This is a genomic window from Nocardiopsis sp. RV163, assembly GCF_001029525.1.
GTDB classification, from domain to species: Bacteria; Actinomycetota; Actinomycetes; order Streptosporangiales; family Streptosporangiaceae; genus Nocardiopsis; species Nocardiopsis dassonvillei.
Window position 1 is genome coordinate 31,881 of sequence record NZ_LEKI01000018.1, and the last position, 23,983, is coordinate 55,863.

The window sequence follows — 23,983 nt, forward strand, 5'->3', positions numbered from 1 at the left end:
GTTCCCGGGCCGACGGAGGTACAGTCCCGGGGGAGCGTTCGTGAGTGTCGCTGAGCAGCCACCTGAAGAAGGCGGATACGAGCGCACCCCGCCCCACGACATCCAGGCCGAGCAGAGCGTGCTCGGCGGCATGCTGCTGTCCAAGGACGCCATCACGCAGGTCGTGGAGATCATCCGCTCCGCGGACTTCTACCGGCCCGCGCACCAGATCATCTACGAGAGCGTCGTCGACCTCTTCTCCCGGGGCGAGCCCGTGGACGCCATCTCGGTCAACGCCGAGCTGACCAAGCGCGGCGAGGCCACCCGGGTCGGCGGCGCCCTCTACCTGCACACCCTCACCGAGGCCATCCCGACCGCAGCCAACGCGGGCTACTACGCCAAGATCGTCTCCGACCGCGCGGTCCTGCGCCGCCTGGTCGAGGTGGGCACCCGCATCGCCCAGATCGGCTACGCCGGGGACGGCGAGGTGGACGACCTGGTCGACCACGCCCAGGCCGAGATCTACAAGGTCGCCGAGAAGCGCACCGGCGAGGACTACGTCGCGCTCGCCGACATCATGCCGGGCGCCCTGGACGAGATCGAGGCGATCGGCGCCAACGACGGCACCATGACCGGCGTGCCCACCGGTTTCGCCGACTTCGACGCCCTCACCAACGGCCTCCACCCCGGCCAGATGGTCATCATCGCCGCCCGCCCCGCCGTGGGCAAGGCGTTGGCCCTGGACACGCCACTCCCGACACCCGGCGGATGGACCACCATGGGGGAGGTGGAGGTCGGCACCGAGCTGATCGCCGCCGACGGGACACCCACCCGGGTGGTCGCCGCCACAGAGGTCATGGCCGGGCGCCCCTGCTTCGAGGTCGTGTTCGACGACGGCGCCACCGTCGTCGCCGACGGCGACCACCAGTGGCTGACCCACACGCGGGCCTCGCGACGCGCGGCCAGGGAGGCCGGGCTCCGGGGCGCGGTTCCCCGTGCGCTGCCCGAGGCGCGGACCACCAGGGAGATCGCCCGGACCCTGCGTACGGAGACCGCCGACCGCGGACTGAACCACTCGGTGGTCAACGCGGAGGCGATCGAACTGCCCGAACGCGACCTCCCCCTGCCGCCCTACTTCCTCGGAGCCTGGCTCGGTGACGGAGCCTCCGCCGCCGCCAGGGTCACCGGCACGGACCCCGAGGTCCTGCTCAACATCGAGGCCGAGGGACTCGTCACCAAGCCGGTCGGCTCCACCGGCGTGACCTACGGCGTCTTCCTGCCGGAGGAGGACACCGCGCCCGCGGCCCGTGAGTGCGTCGACGCCCACGGCGGTGTCCAGGCGCGGTTGCGCGCCCTCGGGGTTCTGGGGAACAAGCACATACCCCAGGAGTACCTGCGCGCCTCGGCCGACCAGCGGCGCGCACTCCTCGCCGGTCTGCTGGACACGGAAGGCACGGTGAACGCCACCGGCTCCGTGGAGCTCGCGGTCACCAGCCGGCGCCTGGCGAACGGCTTCCGGGAACTGGCGCACAGCCTGGGGTTGCGCACCGGGATGTCGGCCAGGCGGGTCGGCGGCCGGTCGGAGGAATCGTCCACCTGCTACACGGTCGCCTTCGGCTCCAGGAGCGAGGTCTTCCGACTCGAACGCAAGAGGCGTGCGCACCGAGAGCGCGGCGCCGACCTCGGTTACGCGCGGATCGGCTCCCGTTTCGTAACCGAGGTGCGACCGGTGGAGAGCGTTCCGGTTCGCTGCGTCCAGGTGGACCACCCGGACCACCTGTTCCTGGCCACCCGCTCGATGGTCCCCACCCACAACTCGACGCTGGCCCTGGACTTCGCGCGTGCGGCGTCCATCAAGCACGACATGACCGCGGTCTTCTTCAGTCTGGAGATGGGGCGCAACGAGATCGTCATGCGCCTGCTGTCGGCGGAGGCCCGGGTGCCCCTGCACACCATGCGCTCGGGGCTGATGACCGATGAGGACTGGACCCGCCTGGCCAGGCGCATGGGCGAGGTGGCCAACGCGCCCCTGTTCATCGACGACTCCCCGAACATGTCGATGATGGAGATCCGGGCCAAGTGCCGACGGCTCAAGCAGCAGCACGACCTCAAGCTGGTCATCGTCGACTACCTCCAGTTGATGAGCTCGCCCGGCCGGGTGGAGAGCCGCCAGCAGGAGGTCTCGGAGATGTCCCGCTCCCTCAAGCTCCTGGCCAAGGAGCTGGAGGTCCCGGTGGTGGCGCTCTCCCAGCTCAACCGAGGTCCCGAGCAGCGCACCGACAAACGCCCACAAGTCTCTGATCTTCGCGAATCCGGCAGCATCGAACAGGATGCGGACATGGTCATCCTGCTCTACCGCGAGGACGTTCACGACAAGGAGTCGCCGCGCGCGGGCGAGGCGGACATCATCGTGGCCAAGCACCGCAACGGCCCCACGGCGGACGTGACCGTGGCCTTCCAGGGCCACTACAGCCGGTTCGTCGACATGGCACCCGGCTAGCCGCCGCGTCGGGGCCCGCCGCGCAGCGGGCCCCGAATATCGGGTAGTCGTAATAGCGGTTTATGGTCAAGCCGATTTGTCGACAAAGCGCTACGTCCACTTCACGCGGAGTCGCTGACCACGATCCCCTCCCGTAGTTCCAGGCGGCGGCCGGTGAAGCGCTGCCGGGTCCTGCGGTCGTGTGACACGATCACCAGCGTGCCCTCGTACCGCGCCAGCGCCTCCTCCAGGTCCTCCACGAGACCGGGGGAGAGGTGGTTGGTCGGCTCGTCCAGGAGCAGCAGGTCGTGGGCCCCCGACGCCAGCCGGGCGACCTCGATCCTCCTGCGCTGGCCCACCGACAGGGACGCCACCGGCTGGTCCAGCTCCCCGGGCCGGAAGAGCCCGAGCGAGGCGAGCTCGTCCCGGTGGTCCTCGGTGAAACCGGGCCGTCCCGCGGCGTAGGCGCCGAGCACGGTCTGTCCGGCGGCGAAGGAGCCGTCCTCCTGACGCAGGTAACCCACCCGGCCGGGGACCGAAACCCGCCCCTCGTCGGGGAGCGCGTCCCCGGACAGGACCCGGAGCAGGGTGGTCTTGCCCGCTCCGTTCGGCCCGGTGACCAGCACGCGTTCGCCCGGAGCGAGGTCCAGGCAGGGCACCTCCAGGCGGTGGTCCACCCGGACCCCCTCCAGTGAGGCGGCCGGAGCGCTCTCCCCGGCGCGTGACCCGCTGAACCCGGCGGTCATCCGCAGCGGCACCGGCGGCGGCGCCACCGGGTCGGCGGTCAATCTCCCCATCCTCTCCTTGGCGTTGCGGACGCGGCCCATGGAACCGTGCGCGGCCCCCCGCATCTTGAACGCCCCGTGGCCGAACGCGGCCTTCTCCATCTTGCGCGGGATGGCCCGCAGCGCCGCGACGCTGTTCTCGGCCAGCCTGCGCTGCCGGGCCAGGTCCGCCCTCCACTCCCCGTACTCGCGGATCCACCGGGCCCTGGCCGAGGCCTTCGCGGCCAGGAACCCGTCGTAGCCGTTGCCGTACCGGTGGATCCGGCGCAGGTCGTGGTCGACCTCCAGGACGGTGTCGGTCACGTTGGACAGGAACGCCCGGTCGTGGGTCACGGCCACGACCGTGCCCCGGTGGCGGCGGAGCCGGTCCTCCAACCAGGCGACCGCGCGGTCGTCCAGGTCGTTGGTGGGCTCGTCCAGCAGGAGCAGTTCGGGCGAGGCCGCCAGCATCGCGGCCAGGGCCAGGCGCGAGCGCTCCCCTCCGGAGAGGGTCCTCAGCGGTCGGTCGCGGTCCAGGACGGGAAGGCCCAACCCGTGCAGTCCGGCGTCCACGCGTGCGTCGGCGTCGTAGCCGCCGCGTGCCTCGAACCGGGCGAGCAGGTCGCCGTAGGCGTCCAGCTCCGCCGGGGTGGCGGAGCCGAGCGTGCTCTCCGCCGCGCGCAGACGCGCCTCCATGTCGCGCAGGACGGCCAGGGCGGAGTCGATCGCGTCGCCGACGGTGCCGGTCGAGACCCCCGCGGTCTCCAGGGTCTGCGGCAGGTAGCCCGTTCCCCCCGGGGCCCGGACCGTGAGGTCGCCGTTGGTGGGCTCCTCCTCCCCGGCGAGCAGGTGCAGCAGCGTGCTCTTGCCGGAGCCGTTGTCGCCGATGACCCCGACGCGCTCGCCGGGACTGATGGTGAGGGCGACACGGTCGAGCACGGTGCGGTCGCCGTAGCGGTGGCTGATGCCGTTGAGGGTGAGCTGGGACTGTGCTCGTACTCGGGCGGTGAGCATACGCGCCTCCTGATCTGCGGTGTGGCTGGGAGAGGAGCCGCGGATCGACGGTGGGGCGCTGGTGTTCCGGGTTTCGGACAGGGCGCGGCGATGGCGCGGGTCCAAGAAAAAGGGAACGGTGAGGCCTTCCGTGGTCGACCGCGGTACGGCGACGCCGGGGAGCGCGGGAGGCCGCCATGCTGCACTGGGCGCTGGCGGCGGCGGCTCGGGCGTCGGACACGGGACTACAGGAAGATCAGCCTCATGCGGAAGACGATACGTCTCGTTTTTTCGGCCGTCAAGCGGGCGTTCATGAGACCGACATCACGTGGCCCCGGGCGACAGGAGGCCTGTAACGGATAACCACTTTGCTCTTTATGGTCAAGCCGATTTGTCGACAAAAGTATATGGAGCCAGGAGGAGGTCGCCGGGAGGCCCCGCGCGGACTCCGCGCACGACGAGGGGGCCGTCCCGCGGGACGGCCCCCTGCGCTCGCTTCGGTTCGCCGCGCGCCCGTGCGCCGGAACCGGCGCGCTCCCTCACCCACCGGACCGGTCCGCGTGGAGGGCCTGGTCGGCCCCTGGGCGACGGCGAAGGCCTCCCCGCCCGGAGGATCCGGCGGGGAGGCCTTCGTTCGAACCGCCGGCTAGAGCCAGCGGACCTCGGGGCGGCTCCGACCGTTGTCGTCGGTGACCAGCACCCAGTGCATGATCGGGTGTCCCGACGTCGTCGCGTCGGCGTCCTCGCGGGGCTGAGGGACGTTGACCGGCTCGGTCGCGAGACCGGAGAGGCGGTTGGTCCCAGCCGAGGGGCGGAGGCGCCGACGGGTCGTCGAGAACCGAGTGGGGTGGGGTGCACGGTCCGTGCTGCGCGCCATGGGACCCTCCTCGTTTCCGTTTCAGATGTCCCAAGTTAACCCTACGTTCACCTTCGAGTCAATTCGCCGGATTTCGTGGGCGTGGTCCATCGGGGCTTCGGCCTCCGGGTGAGGCCTGCTTGGAGACCTGCCCAGGTCGGCGGGTTCTATGCGTGATGAGTCGAACGCCGTGTGTGACAGTCCGTTGACCTGTGCCGGGGAAAGGAGTGTGTCACTCGAAGGAAAGGTGAACACAAGGTGAACAAGGTGCGAATCGGGCACCCGGTCCGGCCGTGCGCCCGGCGGCACCGGAGGGCCCCGGCCGTGTACGACGGCCACCGGTCCACCCGGGCCCGCCTCCCGCCCGCCCGGCAGGGGCCCGAACACGGCGAGAGCACCCGCCGGGACGGCGGGTGCTCCGCGTGGGCCTTGATGTGCGGCGTCACTCCTTGAAGATGAGCCCCACGACCTCCAGGTAGAGCTGCTCCGGGTAGGGGATGAAGTCGATCCGGCTCAGGGCCTGGTCCTGACCGGCCGACTCCATCACGAAGGTCCCGTAACCGAGGAAGCGGCCCAGCAGGGTCCGCTCGAACCTCATGTCGGTGACCTTGCCCAGCGGCATCATGTTCACCTGCCGGACGATCAGGCCGGTGGTCAGCAGGAGCCGTGCGGAGGTGATGACGAAGTAGTCCACCGACCACTCCGCTACCCGCCACACGAACCACACCAACACCAGCAGCCACACCCACCAGATGATCGCCAGCGTCGCGGCGCTGGCGGCGATGGAGGTGTTGCTGAGGATCCCGGCGACGATCAGCGCGCCGAGGACCGCTCCGACCGGACCGATCAGCACCGCGGGGTGCCGACGGATGGTCACCACGTCCTGCTCGTGCGGCAGGAGGTAGCGGTTGACCGACGCAGGAGCGCTGTTACTCGACGCTACGAGCCGCATGCCACCCGACCGTTCCGGTTACAGGAGCGCGTTGACGAAACGGGACATCGACTCCGCGCCCCCCATCAGACCGCCCAGAGCGCTCTCGATCACACCGGCGGCGCTTTCCGGCTGCGTGAGCAGATAGAACGCCACGAAAGCGATGAGCGCGTAGCCGCCCCATTTTTTCAACTTCGCCACGACTGACTCCTCTTGGAATCCACCTGACCCACCAACCCAGCAGTGATTGTCGCACCGACCATCATGCCCGTAAAGCCTGGGGCGCACCCTCGGCGTGGCGGTATGTCGGACCTTCCTCGCATGCGGGCTGTGTCCGGTTCCGGTGGTGTTGGTAACCCAGTGATTGGTGGTCCGGAATGTGGTTCAGGTCCAGCAAGGACTATGACATTAAGGACACTGCTGGATATAAAGGGGTAATTCATCTCCCCCTGTGTAGGCCACCGGAGTTCGGACAGGCCGAAAACCTCGGTAGGGGCCGCTCGGATCCCCTAGAGCTGCTCGGCGAAGGCCAGCGCGAGCACCTGGAGGTGCTGTCGGGCGATCCGCTCCACGAGGTCGGGGGTGGCCTTGCCGGTCACGTCCTCGGCCCCGTGCCGCGCAGCGTCCACGCACCGCGTGACGGTGGAGGTGTGGTGCACGTCGGAGAACTCCTCGGCCAGCCGGCTCCGCACCGGTTCGAAGCGAGAGTCGCGGGCGGTCGAGGTGGAGGGGTTCTCGTTCATCTCACTCCTTGGGGGCTACGGGGGTCGCGCTTTGTGTTCTTTCGGGATCTTTCGGTAGCCGCTGGAGGGTGGACGAAGCGCCGCGCCGGAGGAGGCTCGGGCGTGCGGTGTCAGCGGGCTGAGAGGGAGATCTGGGATGAGGGGGCGTTTCGGTCCGGCTGGTCTCCGCTTACGGGCGTGCGGGAACCATCATCGCTCCTCTCTGTTACATTACCGTCTCGAAATGAATTCGGCTAATGCAAAGCCGTGTCGGCGCTAGCGCCGGCTCGCCGTGTCCACCAGGGCGGACGGGAGAGTCCGCGGCATGCATGCCCGATTTTCGGTCGTTCATTCCTCCGGTCGCAAAAAGAGCCGAAAAAGCGCCCAACCGTGATCCGGCGGGCGCTGGGGGCGGACGGGCCGGGTGTGTCTCAGGAGCAGCCGTAGAGGCGGTCGCCCGCGTCGCCCAGCCCCGGCAGGATGAAGCCCTGCTCGTTGAGCCGCTCGTCCACCGCGGCCGTGACCACGCGCAGGGTCGCGCCGTGGTCGGGGTCCAGGTCCTCGGCGAGCCGCTGCTCCACCGCGGTCAGGCCCTCGGGGGCGGCGAGCAGGCAGATCGCGGTGATGTGGTCGGCGCCCCGCTCCACCAGGAGCTTGAGAGCGGCGGCCAGGGTGCCGCCCGTGGCCAGCATGGGGTCCAGCACGTAGCACTGGCGGCCGGACAGGTCCTGCGGCAACCGGTCGGCGTAGGTGGCGGGCTGGAGGGTGTCCTCGTCGCGGGCCATCCCGAGGAAGCCGACCTCGGCGGTGGGCAGCAGACGGGTCATCCCGTCGAGCATGCCCAGGCCCGCGCGCAGGATCGGCACCACGAGCGGAGTGGGGCGCGTCAACTGCGTTCCGGTGGTCTCCACGAGCGGGGTCCGGATGGTGACGTCCGTCACTCGAACGTCCCGGGTCGCCTCGTAGGCGAGCAGGGTCACCAACTCGTCGGTCAGGCGCCGGAAGGTCGGGGAGTCGGTACCCACGTCGCGCAGGGTGGTCAGTTTGTGCGCGACCAGGGGGTGGTCGACGACCAGGGTTTCCAAAGCGTTCTCCGGTTGAGCTGGGACAACAAGACGGTGGCTGGGGAGGGGGCCTGCCCGAGTCTAACCGCGCGCGTCCACCGGGCCGGAGGCGCCGCGGGCCGCGTGGTCCCCTCTCGGGGCCGGTGCGGCCGCGCGGCCGGGGGCGCCCGGGGGCCGCGGGGAGGGCGGAGGGGCGAGCGGGGATCCGGTTCTCATGAGAGCGTGGTCCGGAATGACGCGGACCGAGTGGGACGGTGGCACCGGAGTGATCGTTACCATGTCACTCGCACGGGCGATCCGGGATTCCTTCGTCCGCACCGATACACCGGCCGGGTTGGGGTGACGATGACAGTGCTCGATCATGGTGACGACGACTCGGGCGACTTCGCGGCCATCGCGTACAGGGAAGAGGAGTACTGGGACGTCGACCTGCTCCCCGTGACCCTGACGCACGACCTCAAGGGGCTGATCCACGCCCTGCGCCAGCAGCCGAGCATCAGCGGCTCACTCGGCCTGGTCTCGGTCGGCGACGACTTCTTCGTCATCGTGCGGGTCTACGGCGAGGACGTCTCCCTCTTCCTGTCCGACGTGACCGCGTCCGTGGACTGGCAGGTGGCCCGGGACGTCCTGGACTACCTGGACATCGACCAGCCGGACGACGACGACCTCGACCAGGTGCTGCCCGCGGGCGACCTGTCCATCGTGGCCGACCTGGGGCTGGACGAGATGGAGCTGGGCGCCCTGGCGGGCGATCTGGACCTGTACCCCGACGAGGTGCTGGCCAGCGTGTCCGAGCGGCTGGGATTCGCCCAGTCCTTCCAGCGTGTACTGGACGGTATGGGGTAAGGACCTGCCGAGAAGAGCATCCGGGCGGACAGGAGAGCACGCGGTGTCGACCTTCGCAGCGGTCTTCGCTCCCAACGGGAGGACGTGGCGGGGAACCGAGGTCGAACTCGGGGACGTGGACGTCATCGACGACGTCACCGAACTGATGCTCGACTTCGCGACCGACCGGGGCAGCGGGGGCTCGATCCTGCTCGTGGAGGCCGACGACGAGTGGTTCGCCATCGTACGCGCCGACGACGACGGCGCTGAGCCGCGCGTGTACCTCTCCGACGCGCGGGTGGTGCACGACCATCCGCTGGCCTCGGTGCTCTCCGAGGCCGGGGGGCTGGGCGCTCCGCCGCCCTCCGAGAGCGCCGGAGCCCGGCCCGACCCGCGGCCCGACGGCGACGGGGACCTGCTCTCCGACCTGGGCCTGACCGAGGAGGAGCTGCGCTCCCTGTCCGTCGGCGGCGGGGTCCTGCCCAGCGACGTCCTGGCCGTGGTGGCCGAGCGCGCGGGCTTCGCCGAGATCCTCGACGGTATGAGGCTGTGATCGGGCGGGACGTCCTCGCCTCCGCTCTGCGCGCGGCGATCGCCGAGGGCGAGGCCGCGCTGGAGACGGGCGACGTGCCGGTGGGCGCGGTCGTGCTGGACGCCGACGGCGCCGTCCTGGGCGCCGGACGCAACGAGCGCGAGGCCACCGGCGACCCCACCGCCCACGCCGAGGTGCTGGCGCTGCGGGCCGCCGCACGAGCGCGCGGCGAGTGGCGGCTGGGCGGCTGCACCCTGGTGGTCACCCTCGAACCCTGCACGATGTGCGCGGGCGCGACGGTGCTCTCCCGCGTGGACCGGCTGGTCTACGGCGCGCGGGACGCCAAGGCGGGCGCGGCCGGATCGGTGTGGGACGCGGTCCGCGACCCCCGCCTCAACCACCGCCCTGAGGTCGTCCCGCCGGACCTGGTGCCGCGGGAGCTCTCGGACAGGTGCTCCGATCTCCTGAGCCGGTTTTTCGCACGGCGCCGTATCCGGTAGAGTGTCTCGCGGTGGAGTCGCCTAGTGGCCGATGGCGCCCGCCTCGAAAGCGGGTAAGGGGCAACCCTTCGAGGGTTCAAATCCCTCCTCCACCGCACGAGGTCCACGTTCACCCAGGTGAACGCGGGACCGGTAGAGGTAGCGAGGGCCGGTTGGTCCGAGCCGACGCACGGTGTGCGCGGCGCGGAGCAACCGGCCCTTCGCGTTCCCCGGGTCGGGTTCCGGCGGCCGGACCGCGGCCCCGGAGCGGCCTGTCGGCCTGTCGACAGGTCGTCCCGTCGACAGGCCGACAAGCCGACGGATCGACAAGCCGACAAGCCGGTGCGGCTACTCCCCGGCGGGGGCCGGGCCGGTGCTGCCCCGGGGCACGAAGCGCGCCGCCGGCGACCAACGCTCCGCCACGGCCGCCCCGTCGGCGCACTCCAGGGCCGACTCCGCGACCGCGGCCCCGTACCGGTACACGTCCACGCTCATGGTGGTGAGCGCGGGCTCGGCCAGGCGGCACACGGTCGAGTCGTCCCAGGCCACCATGCTCAGCTGCTCGGGGACCCGCACGCCCAGGCCGCGGGCGGCGTCCAGCCCGGCGACCGCCATCACGTCGTTGTCGTACAGGACCGCCGTCGGCGGTTCCTCCCGCTTGAGCAGCTCGCCGGTGAGCCGGGCGCCCGACTCGTGGGAGTAGTCGCCCTCCAGGACCACCGGGGCGGGGAGCCCGGCCGCCCGGCAGCCCTCCGCGAGGGCCTCCGTGCGGGCGCGTGTGTGCAGCAGCTCCACCGGCCCGGTCACCCGGGCGACGCGCCTGTGGCCCAGTTCGATCAGGCGCTCCAGCGCCGTCCGGACCGGTGACACGTGGTCGGTCAGGACGGTGGGCGCGGCTGGGTCCGGGACCGGGCTGCCCGCGACCACGGCGGGCAGGCCCAGCTCGCGCAGCACGGTCGGGCGCTCGTCCCCCTCGGTCGGGTTGACCACCACGACCGCGTCCACCAGCCGCCGCTCCGCCCACCGGCGATAGGCGGCCAGCTCGGCCTCCCGGCCGGTCACCAGGTGCAGCAGGACCGACATGTCGCGCTCGGCCATCCGCTCCTCGATCCCGGCGATGAACTCCATGAAGAAGGGCTCTGTGCTCAGCAGGCGGCGCGGCCTGGCCAGGACCAGCCCGACCGCGCCTCCGGTCCCGGACCCGTCCATCACGCCCGCCGCGCGCGCAGGGAGTTGGCCGAGCGCAGGACGGGGGCGGCGGTCAGCGCCGCCGGGTCGACCTCCGCTCCGGTGCGCACGAAGAAGCTGTGCGTCTCCCCGGCCAGCAGGTCCACGAGCATGTCGTCCGCCTCTGCGTCGGGGGCCACCCGGTCGGCCAGCACGGAGACGTCCCTGGCGAAGGACGAGGCGCGCACCTCCACCCGGTAGCCGCCCTCCACGGGCGAGGCGGTGGCGGTCAGCGCGTCCGGGTCGTAGGACAGGTGGACGTCCTCGCGGAAGGGCCGCACGAGGCGGGCGTCGCGGGTCGTGGCCACGAGCACCTCCTCCTTCGCGTCCCCGGCCGCGAGCAGCTCCCGGGCCAGGTCGAACTCCGCCGCGGAACGGGGCGGCACCGCCAGCTCGATCCTAGCGCTGTGCAGCACCTCGCCCCCGAAGGTCTGGCGCTCCGCGCTGACCGGCTCCGACCAGGCCTCGTCGGTGTCGTTGACGGCCACCAGCACCAGCCGCCCGTCCCTGGGCTGGACGGTGAGCAGGCGCGGTGCGTAGGCGCGGCGCAGCCCGTACCAGAGGGGCTTGGGTCGCTCCTCGCCGTCCACGGCCGCCCAGGAGGTGACCGGCCAGCAGTCGTTGATCTGCCAGACCAGGGCGCCCGCGGTGCGCGGCCACCAGGACCGGAAGTGCTCGATGCCGAACGCCACCGCGCGGGCCTGGTTGAGCTGGGTGGCCCAGTGCCAGTCCTCGAAGCTCCTGGGCGCGGGCAGGTGGGCCGACAGGCCCCGGGCGAGCTTGCCGTTGCCGTCCTGGGCCTTCTGGTGCAGCAGGAAGGCGGGCGAGGTGGGCGTGAGCGGCTCGTCGTGCACCCAGTCGGTGAGGGTGGCCCAGGTGGGCGGCCCCTGGAAGCCGAACTCCGAGCAGAACCGGGGCACGTGGTCCTGGTAGGCCCGGTAGTCGGTCTGGTTCCACACGGTCCACTCGTGGCGCGTGCCGTGCGCCTCGTCGTTGGGGTGGACCTCCTTCGGGGCGTACCCCGGGGTGTAGGGGCTGCCGTCGGCGTAGAACCGGGTGGGGTCGAGCTCGGCCACGACGCGGGGGAAGAGGTCGGTGTAGTAGCCGTAGCCCCAGGTCCGGTCCCCGAGCCGCTCCTGCCAGCCCCAGTCCATGAAGCCCCAGAGGTTCTCGTTGCCGCCGTTCCACAGCGCCAGCGAGGCGTGCGAGGTCAGGCGCGCGACGTTCTCCCGGGCCTCGGCCTCGAACTCACTCCACAGCGGCTCCTCCTCGGGGTAGGCGGCGCAGGCCAGGAGGAAGTCCTGCCACACGAGGACGCCGCGCTCGTCGCAGACGTCGTAGAAGTCCTCGCTCTCGTAGATCCCGCCGCCCCACACGCGCAGCATGTTCATGTGCGCGCCGAGGGTCTGGTCCACACGCCGGGCCAGGCGCTCGCGCGTGATCCGGGTGAGGAAGTGGTCGTCGGGGATCCAGTTGGCGCCCTTGACGAAGATCGGCTTGCCGTTGACCACGACGGTGAAGGGGGTGCCGTGCTCGTCGGGAGCGGTGTCCACGGTGATGGTGCGAAAGCCCACGCGGCGGTCCTCGGAGCCCAGCGGCCCGGCCTCCCCGTCCGCGGTCAGGGTGACGGACAGGTCGTACAGGGGCTGGTCGCCGTGGCCGGCCGGCCACCACAGGCGGGCGTCGGGCACCTCGACCACGACCACGCCGCTCTCCGCGCCGGGAGACACCTCGGCGGCGGCCCGCACACCGGCGACCTCGGCCGCCAGGACCAGGCCGGAGCCGGGAGCGGTCCCGGACCACTCGACGTCGGCGTGCACCTCCACCCGGCCGGTGCCGTCCTCGCCGACGGTGACCAGCGGGCGCACCTGGGACAGGCGGGCGGTGCGCCACCGCTCCAGGCGCACGGGCTTCCAGATTCCGGCGGTCTGGAGGTCGGGCCCCCAGTCCCAGCCGAAGGAGCAGGCCATCTTGCGGACCATGTTGTACGGGTGCGTGTTGGTGTGCGGCCGCTCGCCGAGCTCTTCGCGGACCTCCTCGGCGTACTCCAGCGCGGACCGGAAGGCGACCACGAGCTCGTTGGCCCCGGCGCGCAGCGCGTCGCGCACGTCGAAGCGGTACCCGCGGTGCATGTTGGCGGTGGTGCCGAGCACTGTGCCGTTGAGCTCCACGGTGGCCACCGTGTCCAGGCCGTCGAAGGCCAGGTCGACGCGCTCGCCGTCCTCGACCGCGTCGGCCTCGAAGGTGAGGGAGTAGCGCCAGCCCGCGCGGTGCATCCAGGACAGCTCGGTCTCGTTGCTGTCCAGGTAGGGCTCGGGGATCAGCCCGGCGGCCAGCAGGTCCAGGTGGGTGCTTCCCGGGACCTGGGCGGGGACGGTGCGGCCCGCGACGTTCTCCGGGACGGGCCCGCTCGTCGCGGACAGCCGCCAGCCGTCGTGCAGGGTGTGACGGATCATCTGTGCCTCTCGGGGGCTTCGGGGGCGGGGACGCCGGCGTGTGCGCGGAGCACGCTCCGCGTGGCGTCGAGGTCGTCGTCGGGCGGCGGTCCCCCTTGCGTGAACCAACCACCTCAGGGATTCTTACTTTTCCGAATAAAGTAAGTCAACCCTGTTCCCGACCACGAAGGACGTGGCGACAGTGGCATCGCACCGCCCCCTCTCCGGCGGCTCCGACCTCCCCCACCTGCGCGCCGCCGGGGTGAGCCTCCTACTGGACCTGACCGGCCAGACCCTGCCCCGGGTCCTGCACTGGGGCTCCGACCTGGGCGACCTCTCCCGCGGGGAGCTGGACGACCTGCGCCTGGCCCTGAGCCCGCAGCCCATCGGGTTCTCCGTGGACGGGCCGGTGGAGGTGGCCGTGCTCCCCGAGCAGTCCGCCGGTTGGCTCGGCACGCCGGGCCTGGTCGGCAACCGGGGCGGCGCCGACTTCTCCACCGCCTTCCGCGTGCGCGAGTCCGCGGTGGAGCACGGCTCCCCGGCGGGCGGGCGCCTGACCGTCCGCGCCGAGGACGCCAGGGCCGGGCTCGCCCTGGACCTCGTGGTCGAGCTGACCCCCTCGGGCCTGGTCCGCCAGCGAGCCACCGTCACCAACGGGGCCGCGTCCCCCTTCGCCGTGGACGCCGTCAACCTCGTCCTCCCCGTCCCCGCCGAGGCGGTCGAGCTGCTCGACTTCGGCGGGCGCCACATGCGCGAGCGCAGCCCGCAGCGGACCGCCTTCACCCAGGGCCTGCGGATGCGCGAGAACCGCACCGGGCGCACGGGGTACGACGCGGCCCACCTGCTGGCCGCGGGAACGCACGGCTCCGGCAACCGCTCCGGCGAGGTGTGGGCCGTGCACACGGCCTGGTCGGGCAACCACCGCACCTTCGCCGAGCGCACCTACCACGCGGTGTCCCTGCTGGGCTCGGGCGAGCTGCTGCTCTCCGGGGAGGTCGTGCTGGCCGAAGGGGAGTCCTACACCACCCCGTGGCAGTACGGCTCGCACGGGCGCGGCCTGGACGAGGTCTCCGCCCGCTTCCACCGGTACCTGCGCTCGCGCCCGCACCACCCCTCCACCCCGCGCCCGGTGGTCGTCAACACCTGGGAGGCCGTGTACTTCGACCACGACCTCGACCGGCTGCGCGAGCTGGCCGACGCCGCCGCCCGTGTGGGCGCCGAACGGTTCGTGCTCGACGACGGCTGGTTCGGCTCGCGCCGCGACGACCGGCGCGGCCTCGGCGACTGGTACGTCTCCGACGAGGCGTGGCCGGACGGGCTGGGCCCGCTCACCGACCACGTCACCGGGCTGGGCATGCGGTTCGGGCTGTGGGTGGAGCCGGAGATGGTCAACGAGGACTCCGACCTGGCCCGCGCGCACCCCGACTGGATCATGGCCGCGGGCGACCGGCTGCCCCGGCCGGCGCGCTCCCAGCAGGTGCTCGACCTGGCCCGCCCGGAGGCGTTCGCGTACGTCCTGGAGCGCCTGGACGACCTGCTGTCCGCCTACCCGGTCTCCTATCTCAAGTGGGACCACAACCGGGACCTGGTGGACGCCGGACACCGGCCGACCGGGCGGGCCGGGGTCCACGGCCAGACGCTGGCGGTCTACCGGCTGATGGACGAACTGCGCCGCCGCCACCCGGGCGTGGAGATCGAGTCCTGCTCGTCCGGCGGCGGGCGGGTGGACCTGGGAGTGCTGGAGCGCACCGACCGCGTGTGGGTCTCCGACTGCATCGACGCCCTGGAACGGCAGGACATCCAGCGGTGGACCAACGCGCTCGTCCCGCTGGAGCTGATGGGCACCCACGTGGGGGCGGGCGCCGCGCACACCACCGACCGCCGCCACACCGTCGACTTCCGGGCCGGAACCGCCCTGTTCGGGCACTTCGGGATCGAATGGGACCTCACCCGGGCCGACGACGCCGAGCTGGCCCGACTGCGGGAGTGGGTGGAGCTGTACAAGGAGCTGCGGGGTCTGCTGCACACGGGGACCGCCGTGCACGGCGACCACCCGGACCCGGCGGTCCGGGTGCACGGCGTGGTCGCCGAGGACCGGTCCGAGGCGCTCTACGCGATCGTCGCCGCGGGGACCTCGGAGCTGTACCCGACCGGGCCGGTCCGGCTGCCGGGCCTGAGCCCCGAGGCGGTCTACCGGATCCGCCCGCAGGCGCCGGGGGACGTGCCCGACGGCAACGCCCACCGGTGGGGGGTACCGCTGCCCTGGTGGACCCCCGAGGGCGTCCGGGTCAGGGGCGCGGCGCTGGAGCGCGCGGGCCTCCAAGCGCCGGTGCTCTTCCCGGAACGGCTGGTCCTGGTGCGCGCCACCCGGCTCTGAACCCGGCCGCGGGCCGGTGCGCGGGCGGTCCGGGCGCGGCGGGGCTATCCCCGAGGCTCCCGGGCGCAGGCGTCCAGCACCGCGCCCGCGAAGTCTGTGACCAGGCGGTTCCAGGTGCGCCAGCGCAGCATCGCGTGCACGTCCAGGGGCACCCGGACGAACTCCGCGGACTCCGCCACGCGGGCGATCCGCGCGGTGTGCTCGGCCGACGCCCGGGGGCTGGTGGTCAGGTCGCGGGAGCCGTGGGCGAGGAGCACGCGTCGGCCCGCCAACTGTTCCACCGGTTCCCCCTCGGGAAGCCACGGGGCCAGCGCCGCGACGCCGCGCACCCCGGGCACCCCGCCCGAGCGCAGGGCCACGCGCCCGCCCAGAGAGTGGCCGACGAGGACCACCGGCACGCCGCCCAGACGGCGCCTGACCTCGTCGACCGCGCGTCCGGCGTCCTCCAGGGACGACCGGCCGTCGCCGTTCCAGCCGCGCACGCGGTTGCGCACCCGCCACACGGCCAGCCCCCGGTCGCCGTGCGCGCGGGCCAGCGCGGAGGCGAACGGGTCCATCCGCCGGACGGCGAGCTGACTCCGATCCGTGCTCATCAGTCCGGTGACCTGGCCGCCGTGCAGCACGATCGCGACCGCGGCCACCGGGCGGGACGGCGCCCACCGGGTGATCCATGGGCCGAGCGGCCCGAGGGCACGCTCCGCCGACCTGGGGCGGCGCGTGGGAGAATCCCGCATCCTCGGTGAACTCCCTTCTGAGGGGGACCGCGCGGCCCGGCGCCGCTCGGTTCGGTCTCCCCGGGTTCTTCGGCGCCGGGGCCGTGCCGGATTGCCCGGGGCTTCGCCCCCGTGCGCGTGCGCGCCACGGGACCCGCCCGCACCCCCGACGGCGGGCACCGCACGTGTCGTCCCCGTGCGGGCGCGGCGCGGAGGAGGGGCCGGGTTGCCGTACCCGCGCGCGGGCGCGAAACTTGGCCCACACTCGCCCGCCGGACGCGAAGGGGCGGGCCCCGCGCGCGGACGCGACGCGACAGGCCCCGGCGACGCGACCCGGGCGGTCCGCGCGCGGACGCGGCGTCCCGGAGCGGGGGAGAGTACGGCACGGACCGCGGCCGGGGGCCGGCCGTCGAGGTGGTGGAGGTGGCATTGGGCGGGCCGTCACGGGTGATCCCGCACACGACGAGCAGGGCGGCGGTCCTCGACGTCATCCGTGCCGCGGGCACGATCAGCCGCGTGGGACTGGTGGAGGCCACGGGGTTCACCGGCGCCACCATCTCCACCGTCGTCCGCAGGCTCATCGACGACGGCCTGGTCCTGGAGACCGGGCGCGCCGAGTCCACCGGCGGCAAGCCGCGCGTCCTGCTCCGGCTCAACCGGGAGTCGCGCTACGCCGTGGGCGTCCACATCGATCCCATCGGCATCACCTACGCCCTCATCGACCTCACCGGCGCCGTGGTCTCCCGCATGACCCGCGCCGGGGTGAACCGGGACGAGGACCCCGCCGAGACCACCTACCGCATGTCCCGTCAGGTGGAGGCCCTGGTGGAGGGCGCCGGAGTGGACCGCGAGCGGGTGCTCGGCGTCGGGCTGGTCGCCCCGACCGGCGCGCTCCACCGGCACCCCTCGCTGCGGCACTGGGCCGACTACCCGGCGGCCGAGGAACTGGAGGGCGCGGTCGGCCTGCCCGTGGTGCCGGGCAACGACGCGACCGCCGCAGCCCTCGGCGAGTACTGGTCCGGAGTGGTCGGCGGGTCGTCCATCTTCGCCGCCGTGTACATGGGCACCGGCGTCGGCGCCGGGGTCCTGGTCAACGGCATCCCCTACCACGGGGCCAGCGGCAACGCCGGGGAGATCGGGCACGTGTGCCTGGACGTTGACGGGCCGCTGTGCTGGTGCGGCGGACGCGGGTGCGCCGAGGCGGTCGCCGGTCCGGCCGCCGTGGTGGCGGCCGCCCGGGCCGACGGGGAGCTCGCCCGCACCGCCGGCCTCACCGGGGACGGCGGCCGGGTCCGGCCGTCGGTGGGCGCGGAGTTCACCGCCGTGGTCCGCGCGGCCCGCCTGGGCCAGCCCACCGCCCGCGCCCTGCTGGACCGCTCCGCCCGCCGCCTGGCGGTGGCGGTCCGCACGCTGGCCAACCTGATGGACCTGGACCTGCTGGTGCTGACCGGTTCGAGCCTGGCCGCGGCGGGGTCGGTCTACCTGCCCGTCATCCAGGAGGAGCTGGACCGGGCCTTCTTCGCGCGCGCCGCCCACCCGGTCGAGGTGCGCATGTCCACGTCGGCCGCGACCGCGCCCGCCATCGGCGCGGCGGCCATGGTCCTGCAGGGCCAGTTGGTTCCGCTGCGCCCCGGGCTGCGCCTGCCCGCGAACCTGTCGGAGTCCGGGGCGGACTGGGACTGAGCAACCCACGGGACCGCCCGCGGGGGCCGGTCCGGTCGAGCGTCCGGGACCCGACGGAACACCGTCCACCCGGTGCCGGGCGCCCCGGGCCGTCGCCGCCAGGCGTCCGGGGCGCCCTCGGGGACGCGGTCAGGCGTCCGGGGCGCCCTCCCCGGCGCACTCCAGCTCCTCGACGGCGCGGGTCAGCCACGCCACCCACCCGGCCTCCACGTCGATACCGCCGAGCAGCACCAGGCGCTGGACCCGCTCCCGTTCGGTGACGGGCCCGTCCGGGTAGTCGCGCCGCTCGAACCCGCGGTACTCCTCCAGCCGCAGCAGGTGCAGGTCGCGGTGGCGGCGCAGTTCCGCCACCAGGCCGCGCACGCCCACCACCCCGGCGGCGCGCAGCCGCAGCGGCAGCGGGTCGCGGGAGGCCCTGGGGTCCTCGCGCAGGTCCACCCAGCGCTCCAGCTCCTCCCGCCCCGCGGGCAGCACCTCGTACTCCTTGCGCCCTCCGCGGGTCGGCCCGTCCGTCGCCAGCGCCCGGATCAGCGCCGCCCGCTCCAGCTTGCCCAGCTCCCGGTAGATCTGCTGGTGGGTGGCCGACCAGAAGTACCCGATCGAGCGGTCGAAGCGCCGGGCCAGCTCCAGCCCGGACGAGGGCTTCTCCAACAGGGCGGTCAGGATGGCGTGGGGCAGGGACATGGGCGCATTCTAGGCAGCGCCGCGGGGGCCGCGTTCCGTCACGGGGCGGACTCGGGGAGGCGGACCATGACCCTGCCCTCCACGACCGACGCCTCCAGGACCTGCGGCGGAGCTGTCGCGGGCCCGTGGACCACCGTCCCGTCGTCCAGGCGGAACTCGCTGCCGTGCCAGGGGCAGCGAACGCACCCGTCCACCCGCTCGCCCCCGGCCAGGGGAGCGCCCATGTGCGGGCACGTGCCCAGCATCGCGCTCACGGAGCCGCCCGTCCGCGCCACCAGGACCGGGACGCCCGCCACGTCGCCCCCGCCGAGACCGCCGTCGTCGAAGCCGTCCAGCGGGCCGAGGTCGTGCCAGCCCCCGGGCAGCAGGTCGACCAGGTGGTCGGCGCTGTTGGCGCCCGCCGACCGGTAGTAGGCCATGTGCCCGCCCAGGGATCCGCTCAGGCCGACCACGCCCACGCCGACCAGCGCCAGGAACCTCCCCCAGCCCTGGCGGCCGCGGGCCCGGGCCAGCGAGGAGGCGCCGAACAGCAGGGTGCCGACGCCGTTGGTCGCCGCGTGCACCACGCCTACGCGCTGCTGGCGCTCGTGCTGCTGCGCCCAGTCCGCCAGGCCGCTCACCACGGCGGGCAGGGTCGTGACCAGACCCGCGTTGACCAGCGCGTGCGCGCTGCGGCGGTGGTCCCCGGGCAGCGAGTCCAGCAGGACCGCCGCCATCCACGTACCGAGGGGCAGCTGCACCAGGATCGGATGGACGGGGTGCCCGAGCTGGACCCCGTGCAGCATGTCGCGGACGGTGCCGGACGGGATCCGCTCGGCCAGGTTCTTCATGCTGGAGACCGCGGGGTCGAGCTGCTCGTCGCGTTCGATCCGGCGGATGCGTTCACCGATTCTCATGGTGGTGCGGCTACCCGGGGTGCGCACGTGCCACTCACGGGACACGCGGCCGCGCGGATCCTTGAACCCGGCTTTCCCCGGCCTCCCGCTGCTCCTGCGCCGGGAGGCCGGGGCGGGCGTCACAGCGCGGCGGCCAGGCGGGTGCCCTGGTCGATCGCGCGCTTGGCGTCGAGTTCGGCCGCCTCGTCGGCGCCGCCGATCAGGTGGACCGCGCGGCCCGAGGCGGTCAGCTCGTCGGCGAGGTCCCGGAGCGGTTCCTGGCCCGCGCACACCACGACGGTGTCCACGTCGAGCACGCGCTTCTCCCCGTCGACGGTCAGGTGCAGGCCCTCGTCGTCGATCCGGTCGTACTCAACCCCCGCTACCGTCTCCACGCCGCGGTGGCGCAGCTCCAGCCGGTGGATCCACCCGGTCGTCTTGCCCAGGCCCGCGCCGACCTTGCCGGCCCTGCGCTGGACCAGGTGCACGGTACGCGGCGACGCCGGACGCAGCGGCTCGCCGAGGCCGCCCCGGGAGGCGGGGTCGGTGTCCACGCCCCACCTGCGCAGGAACTCCCCGGTGTCGACGTCGCCCCCGCCGTCGGTGAGGAAGGCGGCCACGTCGAAGCCGATGCCGCCCGCGCCGATGACCGCCACGCGCTCGCCGACCTCGGCGTTCCCGCGCAGGACGTCCGCGTAGCCCACCACCTTGGGGTGGTCCACGCCCGGGATCCCCGGCACGCGCGGGGTGACGCCGGTGGCGAGCACGACCTCGTCGTAGCCCTCCAGGTCGGCGGCCCCCACCTTGGCGCCCAGCCGCACGTCCACCCCGTGCCGGTCGAGCTGGACGCGGTAGTAGCGCAGGGTCTCGTCGAACTCCCGCTTGCCCGGCACGCGGCGGGCCAGGTTCAGCTGGCCGCCGATCTCCCCGGCCGCGTCGAACAGCGTGACCTCGTGCCCGCGCTCGGCGGCGGACACGGAGCAGGCGAGCCCGGCGGGTCCGGCCCCCACGACGGCCACCCTCCTGCGCAGGCGGGTGGGGGAGAGCACGAGTTCGGTCTCGTGGCAGGCGCGCGGGTTCACCAGGCAGGAGCTGACCTTCAGGCTGAACGTGTGGTCCAGGCAGGCCTGGTTGCAGCCGATGCAGGTGTTGATCCGCTCGGGGGTGCCCGCCGCGGCCTTGGCGACGAAGTCGGGGTCGGCCAGGAAGGGGCGGGCCAGGGAGACCATGTCCGCGTCGCCCCCGGCCAGGATCTCCTCGGCGACCTCGGGGGTGTTGATGCGGTTGACCGCGACGAGCGGCACGGACACCCGGCCCCGGAGCCTGCGGGTGACCCAGCTGTAGGCGCCGCGCGGAACGGACGTGGCGATGGTGGGGATGCGCGCCTCGTGCCAGCCGATGCCGGTGTTGATGATGGTCGCCCCGGCCTCTTCCACGGCCTCGGCCAGCCGGACCACCTCGTCGAACGTGGAGCCGCCGGGAACCAGGTCGAGCATGGACAGCCGGTAGACCACGATGAAGTCGGCGCCGACGCGTTCGCGCACGCGCCGCACGATCTCCACGGGGAAGCGCATGCGGTTCTCGAAGGAGCCGCCCCAGTCGTCCTCGCGCCTGTTGGTGGCCCGGGCGATGAACTGGTTGATCAGGTACCCCTCGGAGCCCATGACCTCCACGCCGTCGTACCCGGCGTGCCTGGCGAGTTCGGCGGCGCGGGCGAAGTCCTCGATGGTGCGCCCGACCTCGTCGCCCGTGAGCGCCCGGGGAGTGAAGGCGCTGATGGGGGCCTGGATCGCGCTCGGCGCCACCGCGTCCTCGTTGAAGGCGTAGCGGCCTGTGTGCAGGATCTGCATGGCGATGCGCCCGCCCTCGCGGTGCACGGCCTCGGTGACCACGCGGTGCTCCTCGGCCTCCGCCTCGGTGGTCATCTTCGCGGCGCCCTTGTAGGTGGCGCCCTCGGGGTTGGGGGCGATGCCGCCGGTGACGATGAGGCCGACGCCGCCCCGGGCGCGCTCGGCGTAGAAGGCGGCCATCCGCTCGAAGCCGCCCGGCGCCTCCTCCAGGCCCAGGTGCATGGAGCCCATGACCACGCGGTTGGCGAGGGTGGTGAAGCCCAGGTCCAGCGGTTCCAGCAGGTGGGGGTAGTCGCCCATGTCGTCTCCTCGCGCGGTGCCTCGCGGGCCGGTGTCCGGTCGGCCCGCACTCATTATGCAACAAGTTGCAAAAAGAGTCTTGGGCGCACCTCGTGCACCGGGGGAGCGGACTCCGGGTCAGCCGTGCTGACGGCCGATGCCGCCGACGTGCCCGTTGCCCTCCGAGCCCGCGTCCGGGCCGCCATCGTGGCGCGTCCGGACCGTGCGCTGCGGGAAGGGCATCTCGACACCCGCTTCGTCGAGTGCGTCCTTGACGCGTCGGCGAAGCCGGCGTGTGACGCCCCACACCGCCGGGTCCTCCAGGAGCCACTTGCCGTGCTCCGGGTCCTCGCGCAGTTCTGCCCCGGTGGCGCATCCGGGCATGGCGCGGTCACCGCGGCGGCGTGGTCTCGGCCCGCTCGCGACAGCGGGGGCTGGGGGCGCGTGCCCGTCCCCTGACCTGTGCGTCGGTGCCGGCGAGGCCCCGGCAGCGGCTCCGGAACGGCCGACTGAGACTAAAACTGAGACTACGGACGACGAAGGCCCCGACCGGTGTCCGGTCGGGGCCTTTCGTTTCGGCTGCTAGCCGCCGCGGAGGATAGGGGATTCGAACCCCTGAGGCGTTGCCACCAACACGCTTTCCAAGCGTGCGCCCTAGGCCACTAGGCGAATCCTCCGCGAACAACTCTACATGCCGCGACGGGGTGCTCCGAACAGGTTCCCGCGTCCCCTCCCGGCCCCGGGATCACAGGGCCCGGCTGGACCTCACCGCGCTGATGGCGTTGTTGCGGAAGGCGTCCACGAACAGCGAGTAGTCGGCCCGGGTCTGGGCCGCGTACCGGTGCGCGAAGTCCACGCACCACCGCGTGAACTCCGCCTCGCGGCCGTCGAGCACCGCCATGACCGCCTCCTCGGTCTGGCCCCGCACGAGCGTGGCGTCCGCGTGCGAGTCGGACACGCAGTGCGCCTTGGCGGTGGCGCGCCCCAGGTAGTCCAGCACCGGCGCGATCTCCGCGGGCTCGGTGAGGTCGTCCCAGTCCAGGTCGTTGGTGTAGGGGGAGACCTCGCTCACCACGAAGCCCACGGCGTCCATCTCGGTGTGACCCAGCAGCGGGTCCGCGTGCGCCTGGAGCGCCCGCTGGGACACCGCGGTGCGGTGCCCGTGGTGCTGGAAGTAGTCCATGATGCGCTGGTCGGTCACCACCCGCGAGGGCGCGGCCACGTTGCCCTGCTTCATGGACAGCACGATGTCGTTGTCCCACGCCTCCGACTGGCCCTCGATGAGCAGGGTGTAGGCGGGCAGCCCCGCCGAGCCGATCCCGAAGCCGCCGCTGCCCACCACGTCCTTGACCGCGTAGTTGATCGACGCGTACCGCCGGTCCTCGGGGATCGTGTCCAGGTAGGCCTCATAGGCGGCCAGGACCCGTTCCCGCTCCGCGTCGTCCAGGCGGCGCGCCCGGGGGCCCTCGGCGAAGCGGCGGGTGTACCCGTCGCGGGTCGTCATGGACGACAGCATCTCGGCGCGGCTGTTGAGCCGGGTCTTCTGGAGCACGTCGTGCACGGTGCCGTCGGTGTTGCCCAGCTTGAGCGAGAACTCCGAGTCGTTGCCCGTCGTCGCGAACTCGCGCACCTGGGCGATGTAGGCGTCGACGTAGTGCGGCAGGAGCGCACTGATGTCCTCGTCGGACAGGGCCTTCTGCCAGCCCATCACCCCGATGCTGGCCGCGAACCTGAGCACGTCCCAGGTGAAGTGGCCGAGGTAGGCCTCGTCGAAGTCGTTGACGTCGAACACCAGCCGCCCGGTGGAGTCCATGTAGGTGCCGAAGTTCTCCGCGTGCAGGTCGCCCTGGATCCACACCCGCGAGGTGCGTTCGTCCGCCCAGGGGTCGTCCATGCCCGAGACGTCGTCGTAGAAGAGCGCGGCGCTGCCCCGGTAGAAGGCGAACGGGTTGGCCGCCATCTTGCGGAACTTGACGCGGAACGCCGCCGGGTCGGCGGCCATCAGGTCCGAGAAGGCGTTCTCCAGCGTGGCGACGATGAGGTCGCGGCGCTCCGGGGAGCTGTCGGTGGAATCGAGCCGGTCGAGCATGCCCATGCCGTCCATGATCTCTGAGAGGTTGCGTGTGTGCCGGTCCGGGCCCCGTGGGCCCCGTGCCCGAGATGAGACGCCTGATATGGGATGTGCGTTCCGCCCGATGCCGGTGTTCGGGGGGCGACGCGCTCCGGGGGAGGGGGC

The 23,983-nt window shown here is 72.7% G+C and carries 20 protein-coding genes and 2 tRNA genes; 7 read left to right on the plus strand and 15 right to left on the minus strand.

Features of this window, described 5'->3' with window-relative positions; translation table 11 throughout:
- Positions 1–40 precede the first annotated feature (40 nt).
- Positions 41–2,479 carry a replicative DNA helicase gene (gene dnaB, locus ABD54_RS05675; RefSeq protein ID WP_047868367.1) on the plus strand — a complete coding sequence of 813 codons (2,439 nt, stop codon included), beginning with the start codon at positions 41–43 and terminating at the stop codon, positions 2,477–2,479.
- 101 nt (positions 2,480–2,580) lie between these two features.
- On the opposite strand, the gene abc-f is transcribed toward dnaB, so the two are convergent.
- The 6 genes from abc-f to upp form a co-directional block, all read right to left on the minus strand.
- Positions 2,581–4,236: a ribosomal protection-like ABC-F family protein gene (gene abc-f, locus ABD54_RS05680; RefSeq protein WP_047868368.1), complete on the minus strand. Its 1,656-nt coding sequence runs from the start codon at positions 4,234–4,236 to the stop codon at positions 2,581–2,583.
- Between the two features lie 625 nt (positions 4,237–4,861).
- Complete coding sequence (locus ABD54_RS05685) at positions 4,862–5,092, minus strand: hypothetical protein (protein ID WP_047868369.1); 231 nt, start codon at positions 5,090–5,092, stop codon at positions 4,862–4,864.
- Between the two features lie 421 nt (positions 5,093–5,513).
- Positions 5,514–6,023 carry a PH domain-containing protein gene (locus ABD54_RS05690; protein ID WP_047868370.1) on the minus strand — a complete coding sequence of 170 codons (510 nt, stop codon included), beginning with the start codon at positions 6,021–6,023 and terminating at the stop codon, positions 5,514–5,516.
- Between the two features lie 18 nt (positions 6,024–6,041).
- The gene (locus tag ABD54_RS28485) at positions 6,042–6,203 is read right to left on the minus strand and encodes a hypothetical protein (protein ID WP_200904049.1); all 162 of its coding nucleotides are present in this window, start codon (positions 6,201–6,203) and stop codon (positions 6,042–6,044) included.
- Between the two features lie 308 nt (positions 6,204–6,511).
- Positions 6,512–6,745, minus strand: a complete 234-nt coding sequence (locus tag ABD54_RS05695) for a hypothetical protein (protein ID WP_047868371.1) — start codon at positions 6,743–6,745, stop codon at positions 6,512–6,514.
- Positions 6,746–7,155: 410 nt separating this feature from the next.
- On the minus strand, positions 7,156–7,809 hold the full coding sequence (gene upp / locus ABD54_RS05700; protein WP_047868372.1) for a uracil phosphoribosyltransferase: 654 nt from the start codon (positions 7,807–7,809) through the stop codon (positions 7,156–7,158).
- Positions 7,810–8,133: 324 nt separating this feature from the next.
- Between upp and ABD54_RS05705 the strand changes: the two genes are divergently transcribed.
- The 4 genes from ABD54_RS05705 to ABD54_RS05720 all read left to right on the plus strand — a co-directional run bounded on the left by ABD54_RS05705 (position 8,134) and on the right by ABD54_RS05720 (position 9,740).
- Positions 8,134–8,634 carry a tRNA adenosine deaminase-associated protein gene (locus ABD54_RS05705; protein WP_043705448.1) on the plus strand — a complete coding sequence of 167 codons (501 nt, stop codon included), beginning with the start codon at positions 8,134–8,136 and terminating at the stop codon, positions 8,632–8,634.
- A 43-nt stretch (positions 8,635–8,677) separates the two neighbouring features.
- The gene (locus ABD54_RS05710; protein ID WP_047868373.1) at positions 8,678–9,166 is read left to right on the plus strand and encodes a tRNA adenosine deaminase-associated protein; all 489 of its coding nucleotides are present in this window, start codon (positions 8,678–8,680) and stop codon (positions 9,164–9,166) included.
- Positions 9,163–9,645 carry a nucleoside deaminase gene (locus tag ABD54_RS05715; RefSeq protein WP_047868374.1) on the plus strand — a complete coding sequence of 161 codons (483 nt, stop codon included), beginning with the start codon at positions 9,163–9,165 and terminating at the stop codon, positions 9,643–9,645. Before ABD54_RS05710 ends, ABD54_RS05715 begins: the two co-directional genes overlap by 4 nt.
- 10 nt (positions 9,646–9,655) lie before the next feature.
- Positions 9,656–9,740: transfer RNA gene (locus tag ABD54_RS05720), tRNA-Ser, on the plus strand.
- A gap of 232 nt (positions 9,741–9,972) precedes the next feature.
- On the opposite strand, the gene ABD54_RS05725 is transcribed toward ABD54_RS05720, so the two are convergent.
- Together ABD54_RS05725 and ABD54_RS05730 are read right to left on the minus strand one after the other, a co-directional pair.
- The gene (locus ABD54_RS05725; RefSeq protein WP_047868375.1) at positions 9,973–10,833 is read right to left on the minus strand and encodes a LacI family DNA-binding transcriptional regulator; all 861 of its coding nucleotides are present in this window, start codon (positions 10,831–10,833) and stop codon (positions 9,973–9,975) included.
- Positions 10,833–13,307, minus strand: a complete 2,475-nt coding sequence (locus tag ABD54_RS05730) for a glycoside hydrolase family 2 protein (protein WP_047868376.1) — start codon at positions 13,305–13,307, stop codon at positions 10,833–10,835. Before ABD54_RS05730 ends, ABD54_RS05725 begins: the two co-directional genes overlap by 1 nt.
- Positions 13,308–13,479: 172 nt before the next feature.
- Here ABD54_RS05730 and ABD54_RS05735 point away from each other — a divergent pair, with 172 nt between their 5' ends.
- Positions 13,480–15,663, plus strand: coding sequence for an alpha-galactosidase (locus ABD54_RS05735; RefSeq protein ID WP_082166703.1), 2,184 nt, complete (start codon positions 13,480–13,482; stop codon positions 15,661–15,663).
- Between the two features lie 44 nt (positions 15,664–15,707).
- Here the strand turns inward: ABD54_RS05735 and ABD54_RS05740 are convergent, their stop codons facing one another.
- Complete coding sequence (locus ABD54_RS05740) at positions 15,708–16,397, minus strand: alpha/beta hydrolase (protein ID WP_082166704.1); 690 nt, start codon at positions 16,395–16,397, stop codon at positions 15,708–15,710.
- A gap of 402 nt (positions 16,398–16,799) precedes the next feature.
- Here ABD54_RS05740 and ABD54_RS05745 point away from each other — a divergent pair, with 402 nt between their 5' ends.
- A complete protein-coding gene (locus ABD54_RS05745; RefSeq protein WP_235431990.1) occupies positions 16,800–18,059 on the plus strand; it encodes an ROK family transcriptional regulator in 1,260 nt (419 codons plus the stop codon).
- A 129-nt stretch (positions 18,060–18,188) separates the two neighbouring features.
- On the opposite strand, the gene ABD54_RS05750 is transcribed toward ABD54_RS05745, so the two are convergent.
- The 6 genes from ABD54_RS05750 to ABD54_RS05775 form a co-directional block, all read right to left on the minus strand.
- Complete coding sequence (locus ABD54_RS05750; RefSeq protein ID WP_047868379.1) at positions 18,189–18,743, minus strand: PadR family transcriptional regulator; 555 nt, start codon at positions 18,741–18,743, stop codon at positions 18,189–18,191.
- A 38-nt stretch (positions 18,744–18,781) separates the two neighbouring features.
- Positions 18,782–19,639 carry a Rieske (2Fe-2S) protein gene (locus ABD54_RS05755; RefSeq protein WP_047868388.1) on the minus strand — a complete coding sequence of 286 codons (858 nt, stop codon included), beginning with the start codon at positions 19,637–19,639 and terminating at the stop codon, positions 18,782–18,784.
- A gap of 119 nt (positions 19,640–19,758) precedes the next feature.
- Entirely contained in the window at positions 19,759–21,768 is a 2,010-nt protein-coding gene (locus ABD54_RS05760) for an NADPH-dependent 2,4-dienoyl-CoA reductase (protein WP_047868380.1), read from the minus strand.
- A gap of 117 nt (positions 21,769–21,885) precedes the next feature.
- On the minus strand, positions 21,886–22,131 hold the full coding sequence (locus ABD54_RS05765; RefSeq protein ID WP_047868381.1) for a mechanosensitive ion channel family protein: 246 nt from the start codon (positions 22,129–22,131) through the stop codon (positions 21,886–21,888).
- A 208-nt stretch (positions 22,132–22,339) separates the two neighbouring features.
- A tRNA-Ser gene (locus ABD54_RS05770) sits at positions 22,340–22,424 on the minus strand.
- 68 nt (positions 22,425–22,492) lie between these two features.
- Entirely contained in the window at positions 22,493–23,851 is a 1,359-nt protein-coding gene (locus ABD54_RS05775; protein ID WP_047868382.1) for a DUF2252 domain-containing protein, read from the minus strand.
- Positions 23,852–23,983 lie beyond the last annotated feature (132 nt).

Bases quoted from the DNA above. Each gene is read 5' to 3' on its own strand.
- ABD54_RS05685 (WP_047868369.1), bottom strand. From the start codon at position 5,092: ATGGCGCGCAGCACGGACCGTGCACCCCACCCCACTCGGTTCTCGACG.
- ABD54_RS05705 (WP_043705448.1), top strand. From the start codon at position 8,134: ATGACAGTGCTCGATCATGGTGACGACGACTCGGGCGACTTCGCGGCC.
- ABD54_RS05755 (WP_047868388.1), bottom strand. From the start codon at position 19,639: ATGAGAATCGGTGAACGCATCCGCCGGATCGAACGCGACGAGCAGCTC.
- abc-f (WP_047868368.1), bottom strand. From the start codon at position 4,236: ATGCTCACCGCCCGAGTACGAGCACAGTCCCAGCTCACCCTCAACGGC.
- ABD54_RS05690 (WP_047868370.1), bottom strand. From the start codon at position 6,023: ATGCGGCTCGTAGCGTCGAGTAACAGCGCTCCTGCGTCGGTCAACCGC.
- ABD54_RS05775 (WP_047868382.1), bottom strand. From the start codon at position 23,851: ATGGACGGCATGGGCATGCTCGACCGGCTCGATTCCACCGACAGCTCC.
- ABD54_RS05760 (WP_047868380.1), bottom strand. From the start codon at position 21,768: ATGGGCGACTACCCCCACCTGCTGGAACCGCTGGACCTGGGCTTCACC.
- ABD54_RS05740 (WP_082166704.1), bottom strand. From the start codon at position 16,397: ATGCGGGATTCTCCCACGCGCCGCCCCAGGTCGGCGGAGCGTGCCCTC.
- ABD54_RS05725 (WP_047868375.1), bottom strand. From the start codon at position 10,833: ATGGACGGGTCCGGGACCGGAGGCGCGGTCGGGCTGGTCCTGGCCAGG.
- ABD54_RS05695 (WP_047868371.1), bottom strand. From the start codon at position 6,745: ATGAACGAGAACCCCTCCACCTCGACCGCCCGCGACTCTCGCTTCGAA.
- ABD54_RS05765 (WP_047868381.1), bottom strand. From the start codon at position 22,131: ATGCCCGGATGCGCCACCGGGGCAGAACTGCGCGAGGACCCGGAGCAC.
- ABD54_RS05750 (WP_047868379.1), bottom strand. From the start codon at position 18,743: ATGTCCCTGCCCCACGCCATCCTGACCGCCCTGTTGGAGAAGCCCTCG.
- ABD54_RS05730 (WP_047868376.1), bottom strand. From the start codon at position 13,307: ATGATCCGTCACACCCTGCACGACGGCTGGCGGCTGTCCGCGACGAGC.